The organism is Streptomyces sp. NBC_01426 (genome assembly GCF_036231985.1).
Taxonomy (GTDB): domain Bacteria; phylum Actinomycetota; class Actinomycetes; order Streptomycetales; family Streptomycetaceae; genus Streptomyces.
On record NZ_CP109500.1, the window covers coordinates 5,805,329 to 5,821,091 of the forward strand.

Annotated in this window: 19 protein-coding genes; 12 read left to right on the plus strand and 7 right to left on the minus strand. The window is 72.7% G+C overall.

What is annotated here, in order from left to right; translation table 11 throughout:
* The first annotated feature begins 268 nt into the window (after positions 1-268).
* Positions 269-1,399, plus strand: coding sequence for an alpha/beta hydrolase family protein (locus tag OG906_RS25780; protein ID WP_329446138.1), 1,131 nt, complete (start codon positions 269-271; stop codon positions 1,397-1,399).
* 117 nt (positions 1,400-1,516) lie between these two features.
* Positions 1,517-2,977 (plus strand): hypothetical protein, encoded by a 1,461-nt coding sequence (locus OG906_RS25785; RefSeq protein ID WP_392892202.1) that lies wholly within the window; start codon positions 1,517-1,519, stop codon positions 2,975-2,977.
* Positions 2,978-3,006: 29 nt separating this feature from the next.
* Here the strand turns inward: OG906_RS25785 and OG906_RS25790 are convergent, their stop codons facing one another.
* Positions 3,007-3,402 carry a VOC family protein gene (locus tag OG906_RS25790; RefSeq protein ID WP_267796581.1) on the minus strand — a complete coding sequence of 132 codons (396 nt, stop codon included), beginning with the start codon at positions 3,400-3,402 and terminating at the stop codon, positions 3,007-3,009.
* A gap of 113 nt (positions 3,403-3,515) precedes the next feature.
* Positions 3,516-4,406, minus strand: coding sequence for a KPN_02809 family neutral zinc metallopeptidase (gene ypfJ / locus OG906_RS25795; RefSeq protein WP_329446141.1), 891 nt, complete (start codon positions 4,404-4,406; stop codon positions 3,516-3,518).
* A 275-nt stretch (positions 4,407-4,681) separates the two neighbouring features.
* On the opposite strand from ypfJ, the gene OG906_RS25800 reads away from it, so the two are divergent.
* The 8 genes from OG906_RS25800 to amaP all read left to right on the plus strand — a co-directional run bounded on the left by OG906_RS25800 (position 4,682) and on the right by amaP (position 10,201).
* Positions 4,682-6,280: an ABC-F family ATP-binding cassette domain-containing protein gene (locus tag OG906_RS25800; RefSeq protein WP_266972086.1), complete on the plus strand. Its 1,599-nt coding sequence runs from the start codon at positions 4,682-4,684 to the stop codon at positions 6,278-6,280.
* Between the two features lie 376 nt (positions 6,281-6,656).
* The gene (locus OG906_RS25805) at positions 6,657-6,878 is read left to right on the plus strand and encodes a helix-turn-helix domain-containing protein (RefSeq protein ID WP_267796585.1); all 222 of its coding nucleotides are present in this window, start codon (positions 6,657-6,659) and stop codon (positions 6,876-6,878) included.
* A 175-nt stretch (positions 6,879-7,053) separates the two neighbouring features.
* Positions 7,054-7,833, plus strand: coding sequence for an enoyl-CoA hydratase/isomerase family protein (locus OG906_RS25810; RefSeq protein WP_267796587.1), 780 nt, complete (start codon positions 7,054-7,056; stop codon positions 7,831-7,833).
* 249 nt (positions 7,834-8,082) lie between these two features.
* A complete protein-coding gene (locus OG906_RS25815; RefSeq protein WP_053678589.1) occupies positions 8,083-8,514 on the plus strand; it encodes an Asp23/Gls24 family envelope stress response protein in 432 nt (143 codons plus the stop codon).
* A 15-nt stretch (positions 8,515-8,529) separates the two neighbouring features.
* On the plus strand, positions 8,530-8,715 hold the full coding sequence (locus OG906_RS25820; RefSeq protein WP_267796590.1) for a hypothetical protein: 186 nt from the start codon (positions 8,530-8,532) through the stop codon (positions 8,713-8,715).
* 7 nt (positions 8,716-8,722) lie between these two features.
* Entirely contained in the window at positions 8,723-9,100 is a 378-nt protein-coding gene (locus tag OG906_RS25825; protein ID WP_329446146.1) for a hypothetical protein, read from the plus strand.
* Positions 8,998-9,639, plus strand: coding sequence for a DUF6286 domain-containing protein (locus tag OG906_RS25830; RefSeq protein WP_385640041.1), 642 nt, complete (start codon positions 8,998-9,000; stop codon positions 9,637-9,639). Before OG906_RS25825 ends, OG906_RS25830 begins: the two co-directional genes overlap by 103 nt.
* A gap of 4 nt (positions 9,640-9,643) precedes the next feature.
* On the plus strand, positions 9,644-10,201 hold the full coding sequence (gene amaP / locus OG906_RS25835; RefSeq protein ID WP_267825985.1) for an alkaline shock response membrane anchor protein AmaP: 558 nt from the start codon (positions 9,644-9,646) through the stop codon (positions 10,199-10,201).
* Positions 10,202-10,251: 50 nt separating this feature from the next.
* On the opposite strand, the gene OG906_RS25840 is transcribed toward amaP, so the two are convergent.
* The 5 genes from OG906_RS25840 to OG906_RS25860 form a co-directional block, all read right to left on the minus strand.
* Complete coding sequence (locus OG906_RS25840; RefSeq protein ID WP_329446150.1) at positions 10,252-11,007, minus strand: SDR family oxidoreductase; 756 nt, start codon at positions 11,005-11,007, stop codon at positions 10,252-10,254.
* 10 nt (positions 11,008-11,017) lie between these two features.
* Positions 11,018-11,806 carry an SURF1 family cytochrome oxidase biogenesis protein gene (locus OG906_RS25845; protein WP_267796596.1) on the minus strand — a complete coding sequence of 263 codons (789 nt, stop codon included), beginning with the start codon at positions 11,804-11,806 and terminating at the stop codon, positions 11,018-11,020.
* A gap of 104 nt (positions 11,807-11,910) precedes the next feature.
* Entirely contained in the window at positions 11,911-12,144 is a 234-nt protein-coding gene (locus OG906_RS25850; protein WP_078998905.1) for a hypothetical protein, read from the minus strand.
* A 64-nt stretch (positions 12,145-12,208) separates the two neighbouring features.
* A complete protein-coding gene (locus OG906_RS25855) occupies positions 12,209-13,186 on the minus strand; it encodes a DEDDh family exonuclease (protein WP_267796600.1) in 978 nt (325 codons plus the stop codon).
* Between the two features lie 74 nt (positions 13,187-13,260).
* Entirely contained in the window at positions 13,261-13,953 is a 693-nt protein-coding gene (locus tag OG906_RS25860; protein ID WP_329446153.1) for a TetR/AcrR family transcriptional regulator, read from the minus strand.
* A gap of 122 nt (positions 13,954-14,075) precedes the next feature.
* On the opposite strand from OG906_RS25860, the gene OG906_RS25865 reads away from it, so the two are divergent.
* Complete coding sequence (locus tag OG906_RS25865) at positions 14,076-14,873, plus strand: acetoacetate decarboxylase family protein (RefSeq protein ID WP_329446155.1); 798 nt, start codon at positions 14,076-14,078, stop codon at positions 14,871-14,873.
* 1 nt (position 14,874) lies between these two features.
* Positions 14,875-15,759, plus strand: a complete 885-nt coding sequence (locus OG906_RS25870; protein ID WP_329446156.1) for an SDR family NAD(P)-dependent oxidoreductase — start codon at positions 14,875-14,877, stop codon at positions 15,757-15,759.
* Positions 15,760-15,763 lie beyond the last annotated feature (4 nt).

Here is a 15,763-nt window from a genome sequence, read left to right on the forward strand (position 1 = left end):
GTGGATCACGCCACGGCTCGATCGGGTTGTATTTCCCGATTCCTTCGTAGATATATCGATTAATGCACGTCAGGGCGGGGTGAACACGCGGTCGGGCGGGGGCGCTTCGGCCGGGCGAACACCCCTCCCGCGGGCCCCGAAGAGACCTACATCACTCCCGCACGCATCGCGGCGGCCGCGTTCCGCTCGCCGTTCCGTTCTCCCGCCGACGGAGGCGGACGCATCCCCTCCGGTGGCCCGTCCGCCCTCGCGCGCCGAGACTGGAGCGGTGCGAACCGCCACGACGACGGCAGCGGCCGTCACCACGACCCTGATCGGTGCCGGCGCTGCCGCCGTCGCCGCCGGTCGGTACGCCGCCGACGCGGCCCTGCGAACCGAACCCGGCCGCCCGCTCCCCGGCGGCCCCCGGCTCAGCGTCCACTCCACCACCGCCGGCCTGATCACCCTGACCCGCTCGCTCGCCTCCCTGCGCCCCGGCACGTACGGACTGGACGCGCCCGGGGTGCACGCGGTGGTCGGCCCCGTCGTCGCCGACGTCGCGCACGCCCCGGACACCGTCGTCCGGCGGCTCGTCGCCGTCACCCACGGCAGCCTCGAACCCGGAACCCGGGTCACCCTCACCCCCCAGGTGCACCTGGGCAACCCGCGCACCGCCCTCGGGCTCGACCACGCCGACGTGGACGTCCCCGGCGAGCTCGGCCCGCTGCCCGCCTGGTTCGTTCCCGCGGCCCGGGACACCTGGGTGATCACCGTGCACGGCCTCGGCGCCACCCGGGAACACCCGATGGTGGTCATGCCCTTCCTGCACCGCCACCACCTCCCCGTCCTCGACCTCGCCTACCGCGGCGACCTCGGCGCCCCCGCCTCCCCGGACGGCCTCGGCCACCTCGGCGAATCCGAATGGCGGGACCTGGACGCGGCCATCCGCTACGCCCTCCGCTACGGCGCCCGCCGCGTGATCCTGCACGGCTGGTCCACCGGGGCCGCCATGGCCCTGCGCGCCGTCGAACGGTCGGCGCTGGCCGGTCGGATCTCGGGGCTGGTGCTCGACTCCCCGGTGCTCGACTGGCACGCCACCCTGCGGGGCCTGACCGCCGCCCGACGCACCCCCGCACCCCTGATCCCGCTCGTCATCCGGGCCGCCGAGGGCCGCGCCGGACTGCGGGCCGACCACCGCGCCCCGGGAGCGGACCCCGACGCGCTCCGCGTCCCCGTCCTGATCTTCCACGGCCCGGACGACGGGCTCGCCCCGTGGGAGGCGTCCCGCCGGCTCGCCGCCGCCCGACCCGACCTCGTCACCCTGCGCACCGTTCCCGACGCCCCGCACGGCGCGATGTGGAACGCCGATCCCGCCGGCTACGAAGAGGCGTTGCGCCGCTTCCTCACCCCCCTCATGTGACGGGCGTGTGCAGGACGGGACACCGCGGGCGGTTTGTTCCGTTCCATCCCCCCGGCGGCCGGCGGTAACGACCGGTTCCGTTTGGGCTTTCGGCCAGTGACGGGCGAGACTGCTTCCGTGACGTCCCGAAAGCCTGATGAGCAGTTGGCTCGCGACTCCAGACTCCGACTCGTCTCCCCGCGTTCCGTGGCCGCGGCCCGCAAGGCGGTGACCGACCGAAGGACCCGACCCGCCCCCCGGCCTCCGGCGGGCACACCCGCCACGGCCGACCTCGCGAACAGGGCCCGGGCCTCCCTCGCCGACGCGGTGCGCCTGGCCCGCTGGGCCGAGCTGCACCTCGGGGCGGGTGACGGCGGCCGGCCCGCACCGGCGGCGGGGCTCTCGACCGCCGACGTCGAACGGGCCGCGGCGGAACTGAACCTGACCCACGGCCAGATCAGGGTCGGCTGGGACCGCTCCAGACTCGCCGGTCTCGTCGAGGTGCACGGCGGCGACGCCCGGCCGGGCTGGCGGCTGCGCGCCTGGGACCGCGACGACACGGCCGTGCTGCGCGGCTGGGTCGCCCTCTTCGACGCCTGGTCCCTCGTCCACCCGGCCCCCGCCGACATCGCCCCCGCCGTGGTCGCGGAAGTCGTCGAGGCCATGCCCCAACTGCTCTCGCTGCTCCAGCTGTCCGCCGGCCCGGTGACCGTCCCGGACCTGCTGGACCTGCTGGGCCAGCGCGTCACCGAACTGCGCGACGAGCGCTGCGAAGTGCCCTACGGGACCTGCGCGAACGGCGGCCCGGACGGGGCGACGGCCGGCTCGGCGACCGCCCAGGCGGTCCTCCCGGCCCAGGGCGCCCCCGCGGAGCCCGTCCCGCTCGCCCGGCTGCTGCGCTGGGCGCTCGGCGGCCTCGCCGCCGTGGACGCCGTCACCCTCGGCCCCGCACAGGCCGCCCTGACGCCGCTGGGCAGCTGGGCCGTCTGGGTCAAGCTGGAACAGATCTGCGTCGCCGCGCAGAGCCCCGCCGGGAACATCGAGCAGTCCGCCGCCGCGATGCTGCACGGCTGCGCCCGCCTCACCCCCGGGCCGGCCCGCGCCGAGTACCGGGCCTGGCTCGCCGCCCGCCCCGTCGGCCACGCCATCGGCGAACTCCTCCAGGCCGCCCGCGGCGAGGACGCCCTGACGCGCGGACTCGCCTTCGAGGCCCTGCGCGTCGTCGGCGCCCCCGCCGAGCCCGACGTGCGCGCCGCCGTACGGGAACCCGCGCTGCGTCCGTACGCCCTGCTCTGGCTCGCCGAGCACGACGGGGTGGACCCGGACGAGGCGCAGGACGTGCTCACCGCCGAGGAGTCGACCTGGCTCTGGGTGGACACGGCGGCGGCCATCGCCGACCACGGCGAGGCCGAACTGCTGGCCCGCCACCTCGACTCGGCGGTCCGCACCACGGTTCCGAGGCTGCTGGACGAGGTCCGCGCCGTCGGCCACCCGCGCACCGTGCAGGTCCTGGTCGCGCTGGCCGCGGCCCACCCCGACCCGGCCCTGGCCAAGGCGGTCCGGCGGGCCGCGTTCCAGGTCCACACCGGCGGGGCGTAGCCCCCGCACGACGAGGACGCGCCGCAGGGTCAGATCTGCGGCGCGTACGTCCCGAAGCTCCAGACGTTGCCCTCGGCGTCGCGCGCCATGTAGTCGCGCGATCCGTAGTCCTGGTCGGTGGGCTCCATCAGGATCTCCACCCCGTGCTCGACCGCTCTGCGGTGGTGGGCGTCCACGTCGTCGACGACCACATACACCCCGGTCGGCCCGGCTTCCGCCATCACCTTGTCGAACTGGCCGCCGCGGCCCTTGCTGCCGAGCATCACCGCGCCGTTGCCGTAGGACAGTTCCGCGTGCATCACGGCCCCGTCCTCACCCTCGTACACCGCGACCTGCGTGAACCCGAACGCCTCCGTCAGCAGTTGGATGGCGGTCTTGGCGTCGCGGTAGAGCAGAGTCGGGTAGACGGACGGAACACCTGCCATGACGATCACTCCCTCTCGTGCAGTGCGCCTGCGTGCCTGGACGGGTCCGTGACCAACGGCCTGTCACCACCGGCATGTGACCCACGACACAGCATGGCAGGCGCCACCGACAGTCAGCGGAAGGTGTTGCACTGGGCCATGTCGCCCGTCCGGTAACCCTGGTAGAACCACTGCCGGCGCTGCTCGGCGCTGCCGTGCGTCCACGACTCGGGGGTGACCCGCCCCTGGAACTTCTCCTGGATCCGGTCGTCGCCGACCGCCGCCGCCGCGTCCAGACCGTCCTTGATGTCCTCGTCGGTCAGCCTGGTGATCAGCGGGCGTCCGGTGGACTCGTCCGGGGTGCGCGTCGCGTTGTGCGCCCACACCCCCGCGTAGCAGTCCGCCTGGAGCTCGACCTTGACCGCGTTGCTGTTCGCGCCCTGCCGGCCGTCCTGGGCCCGCTGGAGGGTGCCGGTCAGGTTCTGGATGTGGTGCCCGTACTCGTGGGCGACGACGTAGGCCTGGGCGAAGGGTCCGCCGGTGGCGCCGAACTTCGTCCGCAGCTCCTCGAAGAAGCCGAGGTCCAGGTAGACCTGCCGGTCGGAGGGGCAGTAGAAGGGGCCGACCGCGGAGGTGGCCGCGCCGCACGCGGTGTTCACCCGGCCGGTGAAGAACACCGTCGAGGCCGGGCTGTACTGCCCCCCGCGCTTTTGGAACTCCTGCTTCCAGAAGTCCTGGGTGCTGTTCACCACCGCGACGAGCCGGCAGTCCTCACGGGTGTTCGCGTCCTGCCCCGTGCGGCACGCCTGCTGCACCTGGCTCGCGGAGGAGGAGGTGGCCACCGGCTCGGGATTGCCCTCGGTCAGCCCCAGCTGCTCGGGACCCACGCCGAAGAGCAACCCCATGATCAGTGCGATGAGACCGACGATGCCGCCGCCGACCGTGGCCCTCCCGCCGGGGATGCGGCTGCCCCGCACGTCCTTGACCTCGGACGTGTCCAGATTGGCGTTGTCGTCGAACTGCATGCCGCACCGCCCTCGATTCCTCGTGTCCGCCCCTGCGGCGAGTATCAACCCCTTCATCCTGGTACGCGCCCCGGACGATCGGCGTGGGCCCTGCGCCGAACGGGGGACACGGGGGAGGGGCGCCGCCCGGGGCGATCGGGGCCGGGCGGCCCGAAAAGTGGTTGCGCGCCCCCGTTAGAATGTCTCCATGGCAAATCTCCTCGCGGATTAGCGGCGTCGGAAGTCCCGCGCGTCCTGCCCCCCTTCCGCCGTCCCCACCGCCCTGGAGTATTTCCGTGATCACCGCCACCGGCATCGAGCTGCGCGCCGGCGCCCGCATCCTCATCGAGTCCGCCTCCTTCCGCGTCGCCAAGGGCGACCGCATCGGTCTGGTCGGCCGCAACGGGGCGGGCAAGACCACCCTCACCAAGTGCCTCGCGGGCGAGGGTCAGCCCGCCGGCGGCACGATCACCCGATCCGGTGAGGTCGGCTACCTGCCGCAGGACCCGCGCACCGGCGACCTCGACGTACTGGCCCGCGACCGGATCCTCTCCGCGCGCGGACTCGACGTGCTGATCAAGAAGATGCGGATGAACGAGGAGCGCATCGCCACCGGCTCCGGCGGCACCCGCGACAAGGCGATGAAGCAGTACGAGCGCCAGGAGACCGAGTTCCTGACCAAGGGCGGCTACGCCGCCGAGGCGGAGGCCGCCACCATCTCGGCCGCCCTCGGCCTGCCCGACCGGGTCCTCGGCCAGCCGCTCCACACCCTCTCCGGTGGCCAGCGCCGCCGCGTCGAGCTCGCCCGCATCCTCTTCTCGGACGCCGACACCCTGCTCCTCGACGAGCCCACGAACCACCTCGACGCCGACTCCATCGTCTGGCTGCGCGACTACCTGAAGACCTACCGCGGCGGCTTCATCGTGATCTCCCACGACGTCGACCTGGTCGAGACCGTCGTCAACAAGGTCTTCTACCTGGACGCGAACCGCTCCCAGATCGACGTCTACAACATGGGCTGGAAGCTCTACCAGCAGCAGCGCGAGGCCGACGAGAAGCGCCGCAAGCGCGAGCGCCAGAACGCCGAGAAGAAGGCCGCGGCCCTGAACTCGCAGGCCGACAAGATGCGCGCCAAGGCCACCAAGACCGTCGCCGCGCAGAACATGGCCAAGCGCGCCGACCGGCTGCTCGCGGGCCTGGACGCCGTCCGCGTGTCCGACAAGGTCGCCAAGCTCCGCTTCCCGGACCCGGCGCCCTGCGGCAAGACCCCGCTCACCGCCGAGGGCCTGTCGAAGTCCTACGGGTCCCTGGAGATCTTCACCGACGTCGACCTGGCCATCGACAAGGGCTCCCGCGTGGTCATCCTCGGCCTCAACGGCGCCGGCAAGACCACGCTGCTGCGCCTGCTCTCGGGCACCGAGAAGCCGGACACCGGCACGGTCGTGCCCGGTCACGGCCTCAAGCTGGGCTACTACGCGCAGGAGCACGAGACCCTGGACCCGGAGCGCACGGTCCTGGAGAACATGCGCTCCTCCGCCCCCGACCTGGACCTGGTCGCCGTCCGCAAGACGCTCGGCTCGTTCCTGTTCTCCGGCGACGACGTGGACAAGCCCGCGGGCGTGCTCTCCGGCGGCGAGAAGACCCGGCTGGCCCTGGCCACGCTGGTCGTCTCCTCGGCGAACGTGCTGCTCCTCGACGAGCCCACGAACAACCTCGACCCGGCCAGCCGCGAGGAGATCCTGGGCGCGCTGCGCACGTACAAGGGCGCCGTCATCCTCGTCACGCACGACGAGGGCGCGGTCGAGGCCCTGGAGCCGGAGCGGATCATCCTGCTGCCGGACGGGGTCGAGGACCTGTGGGGCCCGGACTACCGGGACCTGGTCGCCCTCGCCTGATCGGCGTGTCGCGGGCCCGCCGAGCGGGTCCGGTTCGTTGATCCAGTGCGTTATGGATCATTCGGCCCACGCGTGATCCATCATCTGAGTGAGGCGGTCTCATACCGTCGCACGGTGTTTGACGGCCCCGGCCGTACCCGCTCGGGTACGCGGCCGGGGCCGTCGTCTTTTCCATGCCGGGCCTCTGACCTGCTGATTCCCGTCAGGGGTGAAGGAATGTGACGTAAGTCATGCAGCGGAAGAGAAGATTCCGTTCTGCTCCCGTGTCCACTCCTTGAGAAATGCCGTCGCACCGACCTTGCTGAATGGGTGGCCAGGAAGCGTGGGAGGGGTGATCATGAGAAGTCCAGAGCGCACTTCCCATGAGGAGGCACGGGTGGCCGAGACTCTGAAGAAGGGCAGCCGGGTAACCGGCGCCGCGCGCGACAAGCTCGCGGCAGACCTGAAGAGAAAATATGACTCCGGTGCGAGTATCCGGGCGCTGGCCGAAGAAACCGGCCGGTCGTACGGATTCGTCCATCGGATGCTCAGTGAGTCCGGAGTCGTGCTGCGTGGTCGCGGTGGCGCGACGCGCGGCAAGAAGGCGGCCTCGGCCTGATCCGGCCGGAGACGCTCCACAGCTCCATGCGTGACGTTTGACGTTCTGCTCAAACGGTTCCGAGGCATGACGGTTCCTTCGGTGACCCCCCGGTCGGTCATATGGTCGGCTGGGTGGTTACTGTGCAGTCACTTAGGCCGGGCTCGCGGCCGACTACACACCGGAGGGCACCGACATGGCTCTGCTCGACAAGGACGGCGTACGGCTCACCGTCGACGACACGGTCGCCACGGTGACACTGACCAATCCGGCCAAGCGAAACGCTCAGTCCCCCGCGCTCTGGCGGGCGTTGACGGAGGCCGGACGGTCGTTGCCGGGCACCGTTCGGGTCGTCGTGCTGCGCGGTGAAGGCAAGTCCTTCTCCGCAGGGCTCGACCGTCAGGCGTTCACCCCTGAAGGCTTCGAGGGTGAGCCGTCCTTCCTCGATCTGGCGCGCGGTTCGGACGAACTGCTCGACAGCACCATCGCCGAGTACCAGGAGGCATTCACCTGGTGGCGCCGCAACGACATCATCTCCATCGCCGCCGTGCAGGGGCACGCGATCGGCGCCGGCTTCCAGCTCGCGCTCGCGTGCGACCTGCGGGTGGTCGCCGACGACGTCCAGTTCGCCATGCGCGAGACCAGCCTGGGACTGGTGCCCGACCTGGCCGGCACCCAGCCGCTGACCTCGCTCGTCGGCTATGCCCGCGCGCTGGAGATCTGCGCGACGGGCCGCTCCGTGCACGCCGAGGAGGCCGAGCGGGTGGGCCTCGCGAACCTGGTGGTCGCCGTCGACGAACTCGACGCGGCCGTCAAGGACCTGACCACCGCGCTGCTGGCCCCGCCGCGGGACGCGGTCATCGAGACCAAGGCCCTGCTCCGCGACGCCACGGCCCGCCCCTACGACGCCCAGCGCACCGCGGAGCGCGCCGCCCAGGCGCGTCGTCTGCGTGACCTGGCCGGGCTCTCCGACTGACCCCGAACCCCTCCACGCCCCGACGGGGCCCGGACCCCTCGCGCACCGGCGCCGTGCGCGCGGGGGGGACCGGGCCCCGTCGGCATGTGCGGCCCCGCCGCCTCCCGTCGGGCCGGTCGGCGCCGGGTGGTTGGCGGCGGGGGAGGCGGGCAGACGGCCGGGGGTGGATCGATCGGCCCAGTCCACGGCGCGCAGGGGCGCCTTCGCGCTTACCGTGGTCGGGAGTCCGCAAGCGCGAAGGGACACACGATGACCGAATCCACAGCAGGGGGTTCCCACCGGGACCCGGCCGAACGGGGCCGCACCAGCATCGCCGACGGGGTGGTCGAGAAGATCGCCGGACTGGCCGCCCGCGAGGTGGTCGGCGTCCACGCGATGGGCAGCGGCACCGGCCTCTCCCGCACCTTCGGAGCCGTCCGCGACCGCGTTCCCGGCGGGGCGAAAGCCTCCGTGTCCCGGGGCGTCAAGGCGGAGGTCGGCGAGGTTCAGACGGCCCTCGATCTGGAGATCGTCGTCGACTACGGCGTGTCGATCCGCGACGTCGCCCGGGCCGTACGTGAGAACGTCATCTCGGCGGTCGAGCGCATGACGGGCCTGGAAGTCGTCGAGGTCAACATCGCGGTCAGCGACGTCAAGCTGCCCGACGAGGAGGACGACGAGCCGGAATCCAGGCTCCACTAGCCGAGAGGAGCCCGCATGAGCATGGCGGTTGCCGGCCTGTTGGCCGGCATGGGAATGGGGTTCGCCGGCTACTTCGGCGGCTTCGGGGCCTTTCTGCTGGTCGCCGCCCTCGGCGCCATCGGATTCGTCGCCGGCCGTTTCTTCGACGGCGACCTCGAACTCGGCGACCTGTTCCGCCCACGCGACGACCGGCGCAGGTGAGGCCCCGATGAGCACCAGCACCCCGCGGGCCGTGCCGACCCGGGTGCCCGCCGCCGAGCGGGGATCCACCCGGATCGCGGACCGGGTCGTCGCCAAGATCGCGGCGCAGGCCGCACGCGAGGCGCTCGTCGCCGAGGCGGACGGGGCGGCGCCCCCGCACGCCACCGTCACCGTCCACCACGACATCGCACGCGTCCGGGTGAGCCTGGAACTGCCCTACCCGTCCGACGTCGCCGCCCAGAGCGCGGCCGTCCGCCGCCGGGTGGCCGAACGCGTCGAGCAGTGCGCGTCCATGACGGTGCCCGAGGTGGCCGTCGAGGTCGAGCACCTGCACCCCGCGCACATCCGCCCGGCAGCCGCCGGGCGGGACCGGCGGCTGCGGTGACGGCCGATGCCCGCCGGTTCCGCTCCGCGCGCCGGATCCCGGCCGCGCTGACCGCGCTGGCCGTGCTGGGCGCGGCCGGAGTCCTCCTGTACGACCTGGCTGCCGTGCGCGCCCACCGGCCCGGCATGCGCTGGCGGCGGGAACTCGCCCTCCAACTGGAGCGGTACACCCCCGTCGACCCGGAGGTCCTGATCGGCGCCGGGGTACTGGCGCTGATCGGGGCGGTCCTGCTGGTACTGGCGGTCACCCCGGGGCTGCGCGGAATCCTGCAGATGCGCACCTCGGAGTCGGGGATGCGGGCCGGGCTGGGGCGCAAGGCGGCCGGGCTGGTCCTGCGCGACCGCGCCATGGAGGTGCCCGGGGTGAACACCGTGCGGGTCAAGGTGGGCCGGTCCCGCATCGGGGTACGGGCCACCTCCCACTTCCGCGAACTGGACGAGGTACGGGCCGACCTGGACGCGGTACTCGCCGTCGGCATCGAGGAACTGGGCCTCGTGCACGAGCCGGGGCCCCGCGTACGGGTCAACCGGAAAGGGTGACGCGATGCTCGGCTCGGTCAACCGGGTACTGCTGGCCATCATCGGAGCCGTGTTGCTGGCTGCCGGGATCTCGGTGCTCACCGGGTCCTGGCCGCTGGGCGGCCGGCACGCGCCGTTGCTGACGGCGCAGGCCCGGCACCGGTACTGGCACGCGGACGGCTGGTGGTGGTGGGCGGTGATCGCCGGGCTGGGCCTGTGCGTACTGCTCGCCCTGTGGTGGCTGCTGGCACAACTGCGCAGGTCACGTCTGGACGCCGTGCTTGTGGACACCGGGGACGGGGCGTACGCGCTGCTGCGCGGGCGGGCGCTGGAGTCGGCGGTGGCCGCGGAGGCGGGGGCCCTGGACGGGGTCGCCCGCTGCCGGGTCGCACTGCGCGGGCGCCGGGAGACGCCGAGCCTGCGGGTCGCGCTGGAGCTGGAACCGCACGCGGTCCCCGCCGACGCGCTGGCCGGGCTCGCCGGGCCGGTCCTCGCCCACGCCCGGGCCTCGGCGGGCCTGCCCGAACTCCCCGCGGAGGCCCGGCTCAAGGTCGGCTCGCACCGGGCGGCCCGGGTCACCTGAGACCCGAGCCGCACCGGCCGAGGGGCGCGAGCCGTGCTCGGAAGCGGTCGTCAGAAGCCGTGGCGGGAGCCTCCGTCGACCGGCAGCATGACGCCCGTCAGGTACGAGGCCGCCGGGGACAGCAGGAAGGCCGCCGTGCGACCGAACTCCTCCGGGGTGCCGTAGCGCCGCAGCGGGATGCGGGACTCGTTCGTCTTCCTGGCGGCGTCCGCGTCGCCGGACAGGGCGTCCAGCTCCCGGACCCGGTCCGTGTCGATCCGGGCCGGCAGCAGCCCGACCACCCGGATCCCGCGCGGGCCCAGCTCCACCGACAGGGACTTGGCGAAGCCGGCCAGCCCGGGCCGCAGTCCGTTCGAGATCGTCAGCCCGGGGATCGGTTCGTGCACCGAGCCCGACAGCACGAACCCGATGACGCCGCCCTCGCCCAGCTCGGCCGCCGCGGCGCGCGCGAGCCGGACCGCGCCCAGGAAGACCGACTCGAAGGCGGCGGCCCACTGTTCGTCGGTGTTGTCCGCGGCCGTGCCCGGGGCCGGCCCGCCGACACTGATCAGGATGCCGTCGAGGCGCCCGAAGCGCTCCCGGGCCTCGGCGACGAGCCGGGCGGCCGCCGCGGGATCGGCGTTGTCCGCCGCCACTCCCGCCGCGTTCGGGCCCAGGGAGGCGGCGGCCTCGGCCGCGCGCCCCGCGTCACGGCCGGTCAGTACGACTTTCGCGCCGTCGGCGGTCAGCTCGCGCGCGGAGGCGAAGCCCAGTCCGCGGGTGGCTCCGGTGACGACGTAGACACGGTCCTTCAGTCCAAGATCCATGCCCGACACGCTACGCCGAAGCGGGCACCGATTCCGAGGAGGCCTTCGCGGCCGCTTCCGCACGGTCCCGCTTCTCCCGGCGCACCAGGATCACCCACCCCACCGGCACTCCGGCCGTGAACATCCACCACTGGATCGCGTACGCCATGTGCGCGCCGATCGAGTCGTGGTCGGGGTCGCCCACCGGCTCCGGGCTGCCGTTCGCCGGGACCGGTGCGGTGAGTTCCAGGTAGCCGCCGAGGACGGTCCGGCCCGTGTACTGCGCCTGCTGCGTGCTGTTGATCAGCATCACCTGGCGGTCCGGCAGCCCCTTGCGGTCCCTGATCCCGCTGTCGCCGCTCGTCTCGTCGGCCTTCAGTCGTCCGGTGACCGTGACCTCGCCCTTCGGCGCGGCCGGCACCGGCGGGTAGGCGCGCGCGTCGTCGCCGCCCGCCACCCAGCCGCGGTTGACCAGGACGACCCGGCCGTCGCTCAGCACCAGCGGGGTGATGACGTGGAAGCCCACCTTGTCGTCGTTGTTGGTCCGCCGACGGACCACGACCTCGTGCGCCGCGTCGTACGTGCCGGTGGCGGTGACCGCGCGCCAGTAGTCGGCCCGGGGGACGGTGTGACCGGGGGAGGTGAGCTCGGTGACGGGCACCGGCTTCCCGTAGAGGTTCCGCGCGATCAGCTCGTTCTGCGCCACCCGGTGCTCATGGCGGTGGAACTGCCAGAAGCCCAGCTTGATCATCGCGGGGATGAGGGCGAGGGCGATGAGGGTCAGGCACACCCACTGCCGGGTCAGTACAAAGCGGTACACGCCCTCGACGGTACCCCCAGCCGAGAAGACCCCGGCGGCCGGGTGGCCGTCCGGGGCCCGGACCGGGGGGATCGGGTGACGACGGGTCGGGGAGCGACGGAGGGTCAGACGTGATCGACGATGCCCGCCTTTCCGGCCGCACGGGCGCAGTGCGCCCCGCAGTACCACTGTCCCTCGACGTCGACGCCCTGCCCGATGATCTGGACCCGGCAGTGCTCGCAGATGGGCGCCATGCGGTGAATGGCGCAGGAGAAGCAGTCGAAGACGTGCACCGCGCCCTGCGCGTGCACCTCGAAAGACATCCCGTAATCGTTTCCGCAGACCTCACAACGTGCCATGCGCCACAGGGTGGAACCGGACGGGCGGACCGGGAAGGAGGGCGCCGGGCGAGTCGCCCGACGCTCACCCGTCTGCCGCAGCCACGTCCCGCAGCAGGTGCGTGAAGGCGGCCTCGTCGACCACCGGGGTGCCGAAGGACTTCGCCTTGACGGTCTTCGAGGTCGAGGAGTCGGGGTCGTTGGTGACGAGCAGGCTCGTGAGCCGCGACACACTCGTCGCGACGTGCAGGCCGGCCTCGATCGCCCGGTCCTCCAGCAGCTCGCGGTCCACGGAGGTGTCCCCGGAGAACGCGATCCGCATGCCCTGCTTGAGGGGCTTGCCGTCCTCGAACCGCCCCGGATTGGGGTGCGGGCACGCGGGCCGCTTGCGGGAGGCCCGCCAACTGGTCGCGCCGAACGGCCCCTGGTAGCCGACCCGGGGGGCGGCCGGCGTGTCCGACCACTCCGTCAACGGCCGGCACTCCAGCAGGGGCAGCCGTACGTTGTCCCGCGCGGCCGCGTGCAGCGACGGACGGAAGGCCTCCGCGAGCACCCGGGCGTCGTCGAGCGCGTGGTGGGCGCGCTGCTGGACCACGCCGAAGTGCGCGGCGAGGGACTCCAGCTTGTGGTTGGGCAGCGGCAGGTTCAGTTCCTTCGACAGGGCGATGGTGCACAGCCGCTGGCGGACGGGCGCCGTCGTGGCGGCCCGCGCGTACTCCCGGGCGATCATCTGCCAGTCGAAGATGGCGTTGTGGGCGACGAGGACACGGTCCGCGAGGCGACCCGCGAACTCCTCGGCGATGTCCTCGAAGAGCGGCGCGTCCTGGAGCATGGCGGTGGTGAGGCCATGGATCCAGACTGGGCCCGGATCCCTGCGCGGGTTGACCAGCGTGTACCAGTGGTCCTCCACGTTGCCCTGCGCGTCGAGCCGGTAGACGGCCGCGGACACTATCCGGTCGTCGCGCGCGAGCCCGGTGGTCTCCACGTCGACGACCGCGTACCCCTGTGGGTACGCGGTCGGCCACATCGTCTCTGCGGTCGTACGGTCGTCGAGCATGGTCACAGAGGATATCGGCCCCGACTGACACCCGTGGCCCCGACGGGGTACCCCGGCCGTCGACCCGGCCCCCGGCGAGGTCAGCCGCCGCGAGCCGTTCGCGCCGGCGCCGGGTCCGGGGGCGGGTCCGACGGCGGGGACAGCAGGGCGCCCACGAGTGCCCGAACCGAGAGCAGGAACAGCCGTTCCGGGTCGGCCGGGCGGGCCAGTGCGCGGGCGAGCGCCGGGTCGTCGGGGGCGTCGGCGGGGTCCCAGAGCTCGCTCTCGGCGGGGGACTGGACGGGGGAGCGCTCGCGGTTGCGCTCGACGAGCAGGAAGCCGACGATCTGGAACTGGATCGCGCGGACCGCGTCGGCGGCCCGCGCCCCGCGCAGTCCGGCGGCGTGCACCTCGTGGACCAGGGCCCGTTGGGCGGGCAGGAACATCCGCTCGGTGAGCCCGCGTTCGTGGACCATCGCGATCAGGTGGGGGCGTTCGCGCAGTTCCCGGCGCAGGGTCCGGGCCACGGAGAGGATCCGGTCGGCCGGGGTGCGGGCGGCGCCGGTCCCCCCGGACGGGGGGCGGGGGAGGATCGCGCCCATGTCCCGGACGGTCCGCTCCACGAGGGCGTCGAGCAGTGATTCGCGGTTGCCGACGTGCCAGTAGATGGAGGTGACGGCCGTGCCCAGTTCGGCGGCGAGTTTGCGCATGGTGAGAGCCGCCGGGCCGTGCTGCTTGACCAGCGACGCGGCCGCCTCCAACACCTCCTCGCGGGTCAGCGAGTTTCTGGCCATGAGGCAGGCCGCCAATCTGTCGATCCGTCAGTTCTGTGTGTGCGTGGGTCTTTACCCTTCATCGTCGGCGGTGTAACTGTGTTACAGAGCCCCCGGGAAACCCAGCGAAGGGTGGTACACCCATGGCACGCGTACGGTACGGAGCGCGCACCGAGGCGGAGATCGCGGCGTCGCGCGAGAAGAGCTCGAAACTCCCGGACATCTGGTCCACCGGGGTGGTGGCCGTCTGGGAGAGCGACGCGGACGTGGTCGCGGCCGTCCTGCCGCCGCCGCTCAAGCCCGCCGAGCGGCCCCTCGTACGAGCCAACATCAGCAAGGTCGACCTGCCCGGCTACCCGCTCGGCGCCGGCTCGGTGGCCGTCGCCGCCCGCCACGGCGAGGTCGAGGGCTGGTACCCGCTCGTCATGCCGATGACGCACGAGCGGGCCCTGGTCGGCGGCCGCGAGGTGTTCGGGGAGCCGAAGAAGCTGGGCGAGGTCACCGTCGAGCGGGACGGGCTCGTCGTACGGGCCGCCCTCGCCCGGCACGGGATCGCCTTCGTCGAGGTGCGCGGGGCGGTGGACCGCGCCCTGCCCCTGCCCGCACCCGCCACCAAGACCGACTTCTACTTCAAGTTCCTGCCCGCCGTGGACGGTTCGGGCTTCGACGTCGAGCCCGTCCTCGTGCACTGCACCCGCAACGAGAAGGTCCGCAAACTGGAGCACGTCACCGGTGACGTGGTGCTGCGCGAGTCGATGTTCGACCCGGTCGCGGATCTTCCCGTACGCCGCCTCGTGGAGATCACCATCGGTGAGAAGACCACCGACCAGCGGGGCAGGGTCGTCGAGCGGGTCAGCGCCCAGGCCCTGCTCCCGTACGTCCACCAGCGCTACGACGACCCGATGCAGATCCTGGACGGCCCCCCGGAAGGCAGCGTCTGACATGCGACTCGAACCGGGACAGGTGGCCGTCGTCACCGGCGCCGCGAGCGGCATCGGCCTCGCCATGGCCCGCCGCTTCGCCGCCGAGGGGCTGAGAGTGGTCCTCGCCGACGTGGAGGAGGGCGCCCTGCGCAAGGCCGCCGACGAACTGACGGCCGACGGCGCGAAGGTCCTCGCCCGGACCGTCGACGTCAGCGACCGGGACTCCGTGCTCTCCCTCGCCGCCGCCGCGTACGAGGCCTTCGGCGCCGTCCACGTGCTCTGCAACAACGCGGGCGTCGGCTCCGGCGCCGAAGGCCGCATGTGGGAGCACGAACCCAACGACTGGAAGTGGGCCTTCTCCGTCAACGTCTGGGGCGTCTTCCACGGGATCCAGGCCTTCGTCCCGCGCATGCTCGCCGGCGGCGCACCCGGCCACGTCGTCAACACGTCCTCCGGCGACGGCGGCATCGCCCCGCTGCCCACCGCCTCCGTCTACGCCGTCACCAAGGCGGCCGTGGTCACCATGACCGAGTCGCTCTACGCCCACCTCAAGGCGGAGGGCGCCCACGTCGGGGCCTCCGTCCTCTTCCCCGGACCGCACATGCTGCGCACCGGACTGTGGGAGTCGCACCGCAACCGGTCCGACCGCTATGCGAAGGAGCGGCCGCGCAAGTCCCCGTACCGCAGCCTCGACCAGTACGAGACGGCGATGCGCGAGGCCGGCCACGCGGTGGAGTTCACGCCGGTCGAGGAGGTCGCCGAGCACGTCGTCGAGGGCATCCTCGCCGACCGGTTCTGGATGCTCCCGGCCAGTGAGCACAGCGACCGGCAGATCCGCGCCCGGTCGCGGTCGATGCTCGACCGCGCCAACCCCGCCTACCTGGAAAGTTTCATCCTCGACTGAGGAG

Bases quoted from the DNA above. Each gene is read 5' to 3' on its own strand.
- OG906_RS25840 (WP_329446150.1), bottom strand. From the start codon at position 11,007: ATGGATCTTGGACTGAAGGACCGTGTCTACGTCGTCACCGGAGCCACC.
- OG906_RS25815 (WP_053678589.1), top strand. From the start codon at position 8,083: ATGACCGAATCCACAGCAGGGGGTTCCCACCGGGACCCGGCCGAACGG.
- ypfJ (WP_329446141.1), bottom strand. From the start codon at position 4,406: ATGCAGTTCGACGACAACGCCAATCTGGACACGTCCGAGGTCAAGGAC.
- OG906_RS25860 (WP_329446153.1), bottom strand. From the start codon at position 13,953: ATGGCCAGAAACTCGCTGACCCGCGAGGAGGTGTTGGAGGCGGCCGCG.
- OG906_RS25865 (WP_329446155.1), top strand. From the start codon at position 14,076: ATGGCACGCGTACGGTACGGAGCGCGCACCGAGGCGGAGATCGCGGCG.
- OG906_RS25825 (WP_329446146.1), top strand. From the start codon at position 8,723: ATGAGCACCAGCACCCCGCGGGCCGTGCCGACCCGGGTGCCCGCCGCC.
- amaP (WP_267825985.1), top strand. From the start codon at position 9,644: ATGCTCGGCTCGGTCAACCGGGTACTGCTGGCCATCATCGGAGCCGTG.
- OG906_RS25810 (WP_267796587.1), top strand. From the start codon at position 7,054: ATGGCTCTGCTCGACAAGGACGGCGTACGGCTCACCGTCGACGACACG.
- OG906_RS25850 (WP_078998905.1), bottom strand. From the start codon at position 12,144: ATGGCACGTTGTGAGGTCTGCGGAAACGATTACGGGATGTCTTTCGAG.
- OG906_RS25820 (WP_267796590.1), top strand. From the start codon at position 8,530: ATGAGCATGGCGGTTGCCGGCCTGTTGGCCGGCATGGGAATGGGGTTC.
- OG906_RS25870 (WP_329446156.1), top strand. From the start codon at position 14,875: ATGCGACTCGAACCGGGACAGGTGGCCGTCGTCACCGGCGCCGCGAGC.
- OG906_RS25790 (WP_267796581.1), bottom strand. From the start codon at position 3,402: ATGGCAGGTGTTCCGTCCGTCTACCCGACTCTGCTCTACCGCGACGCC.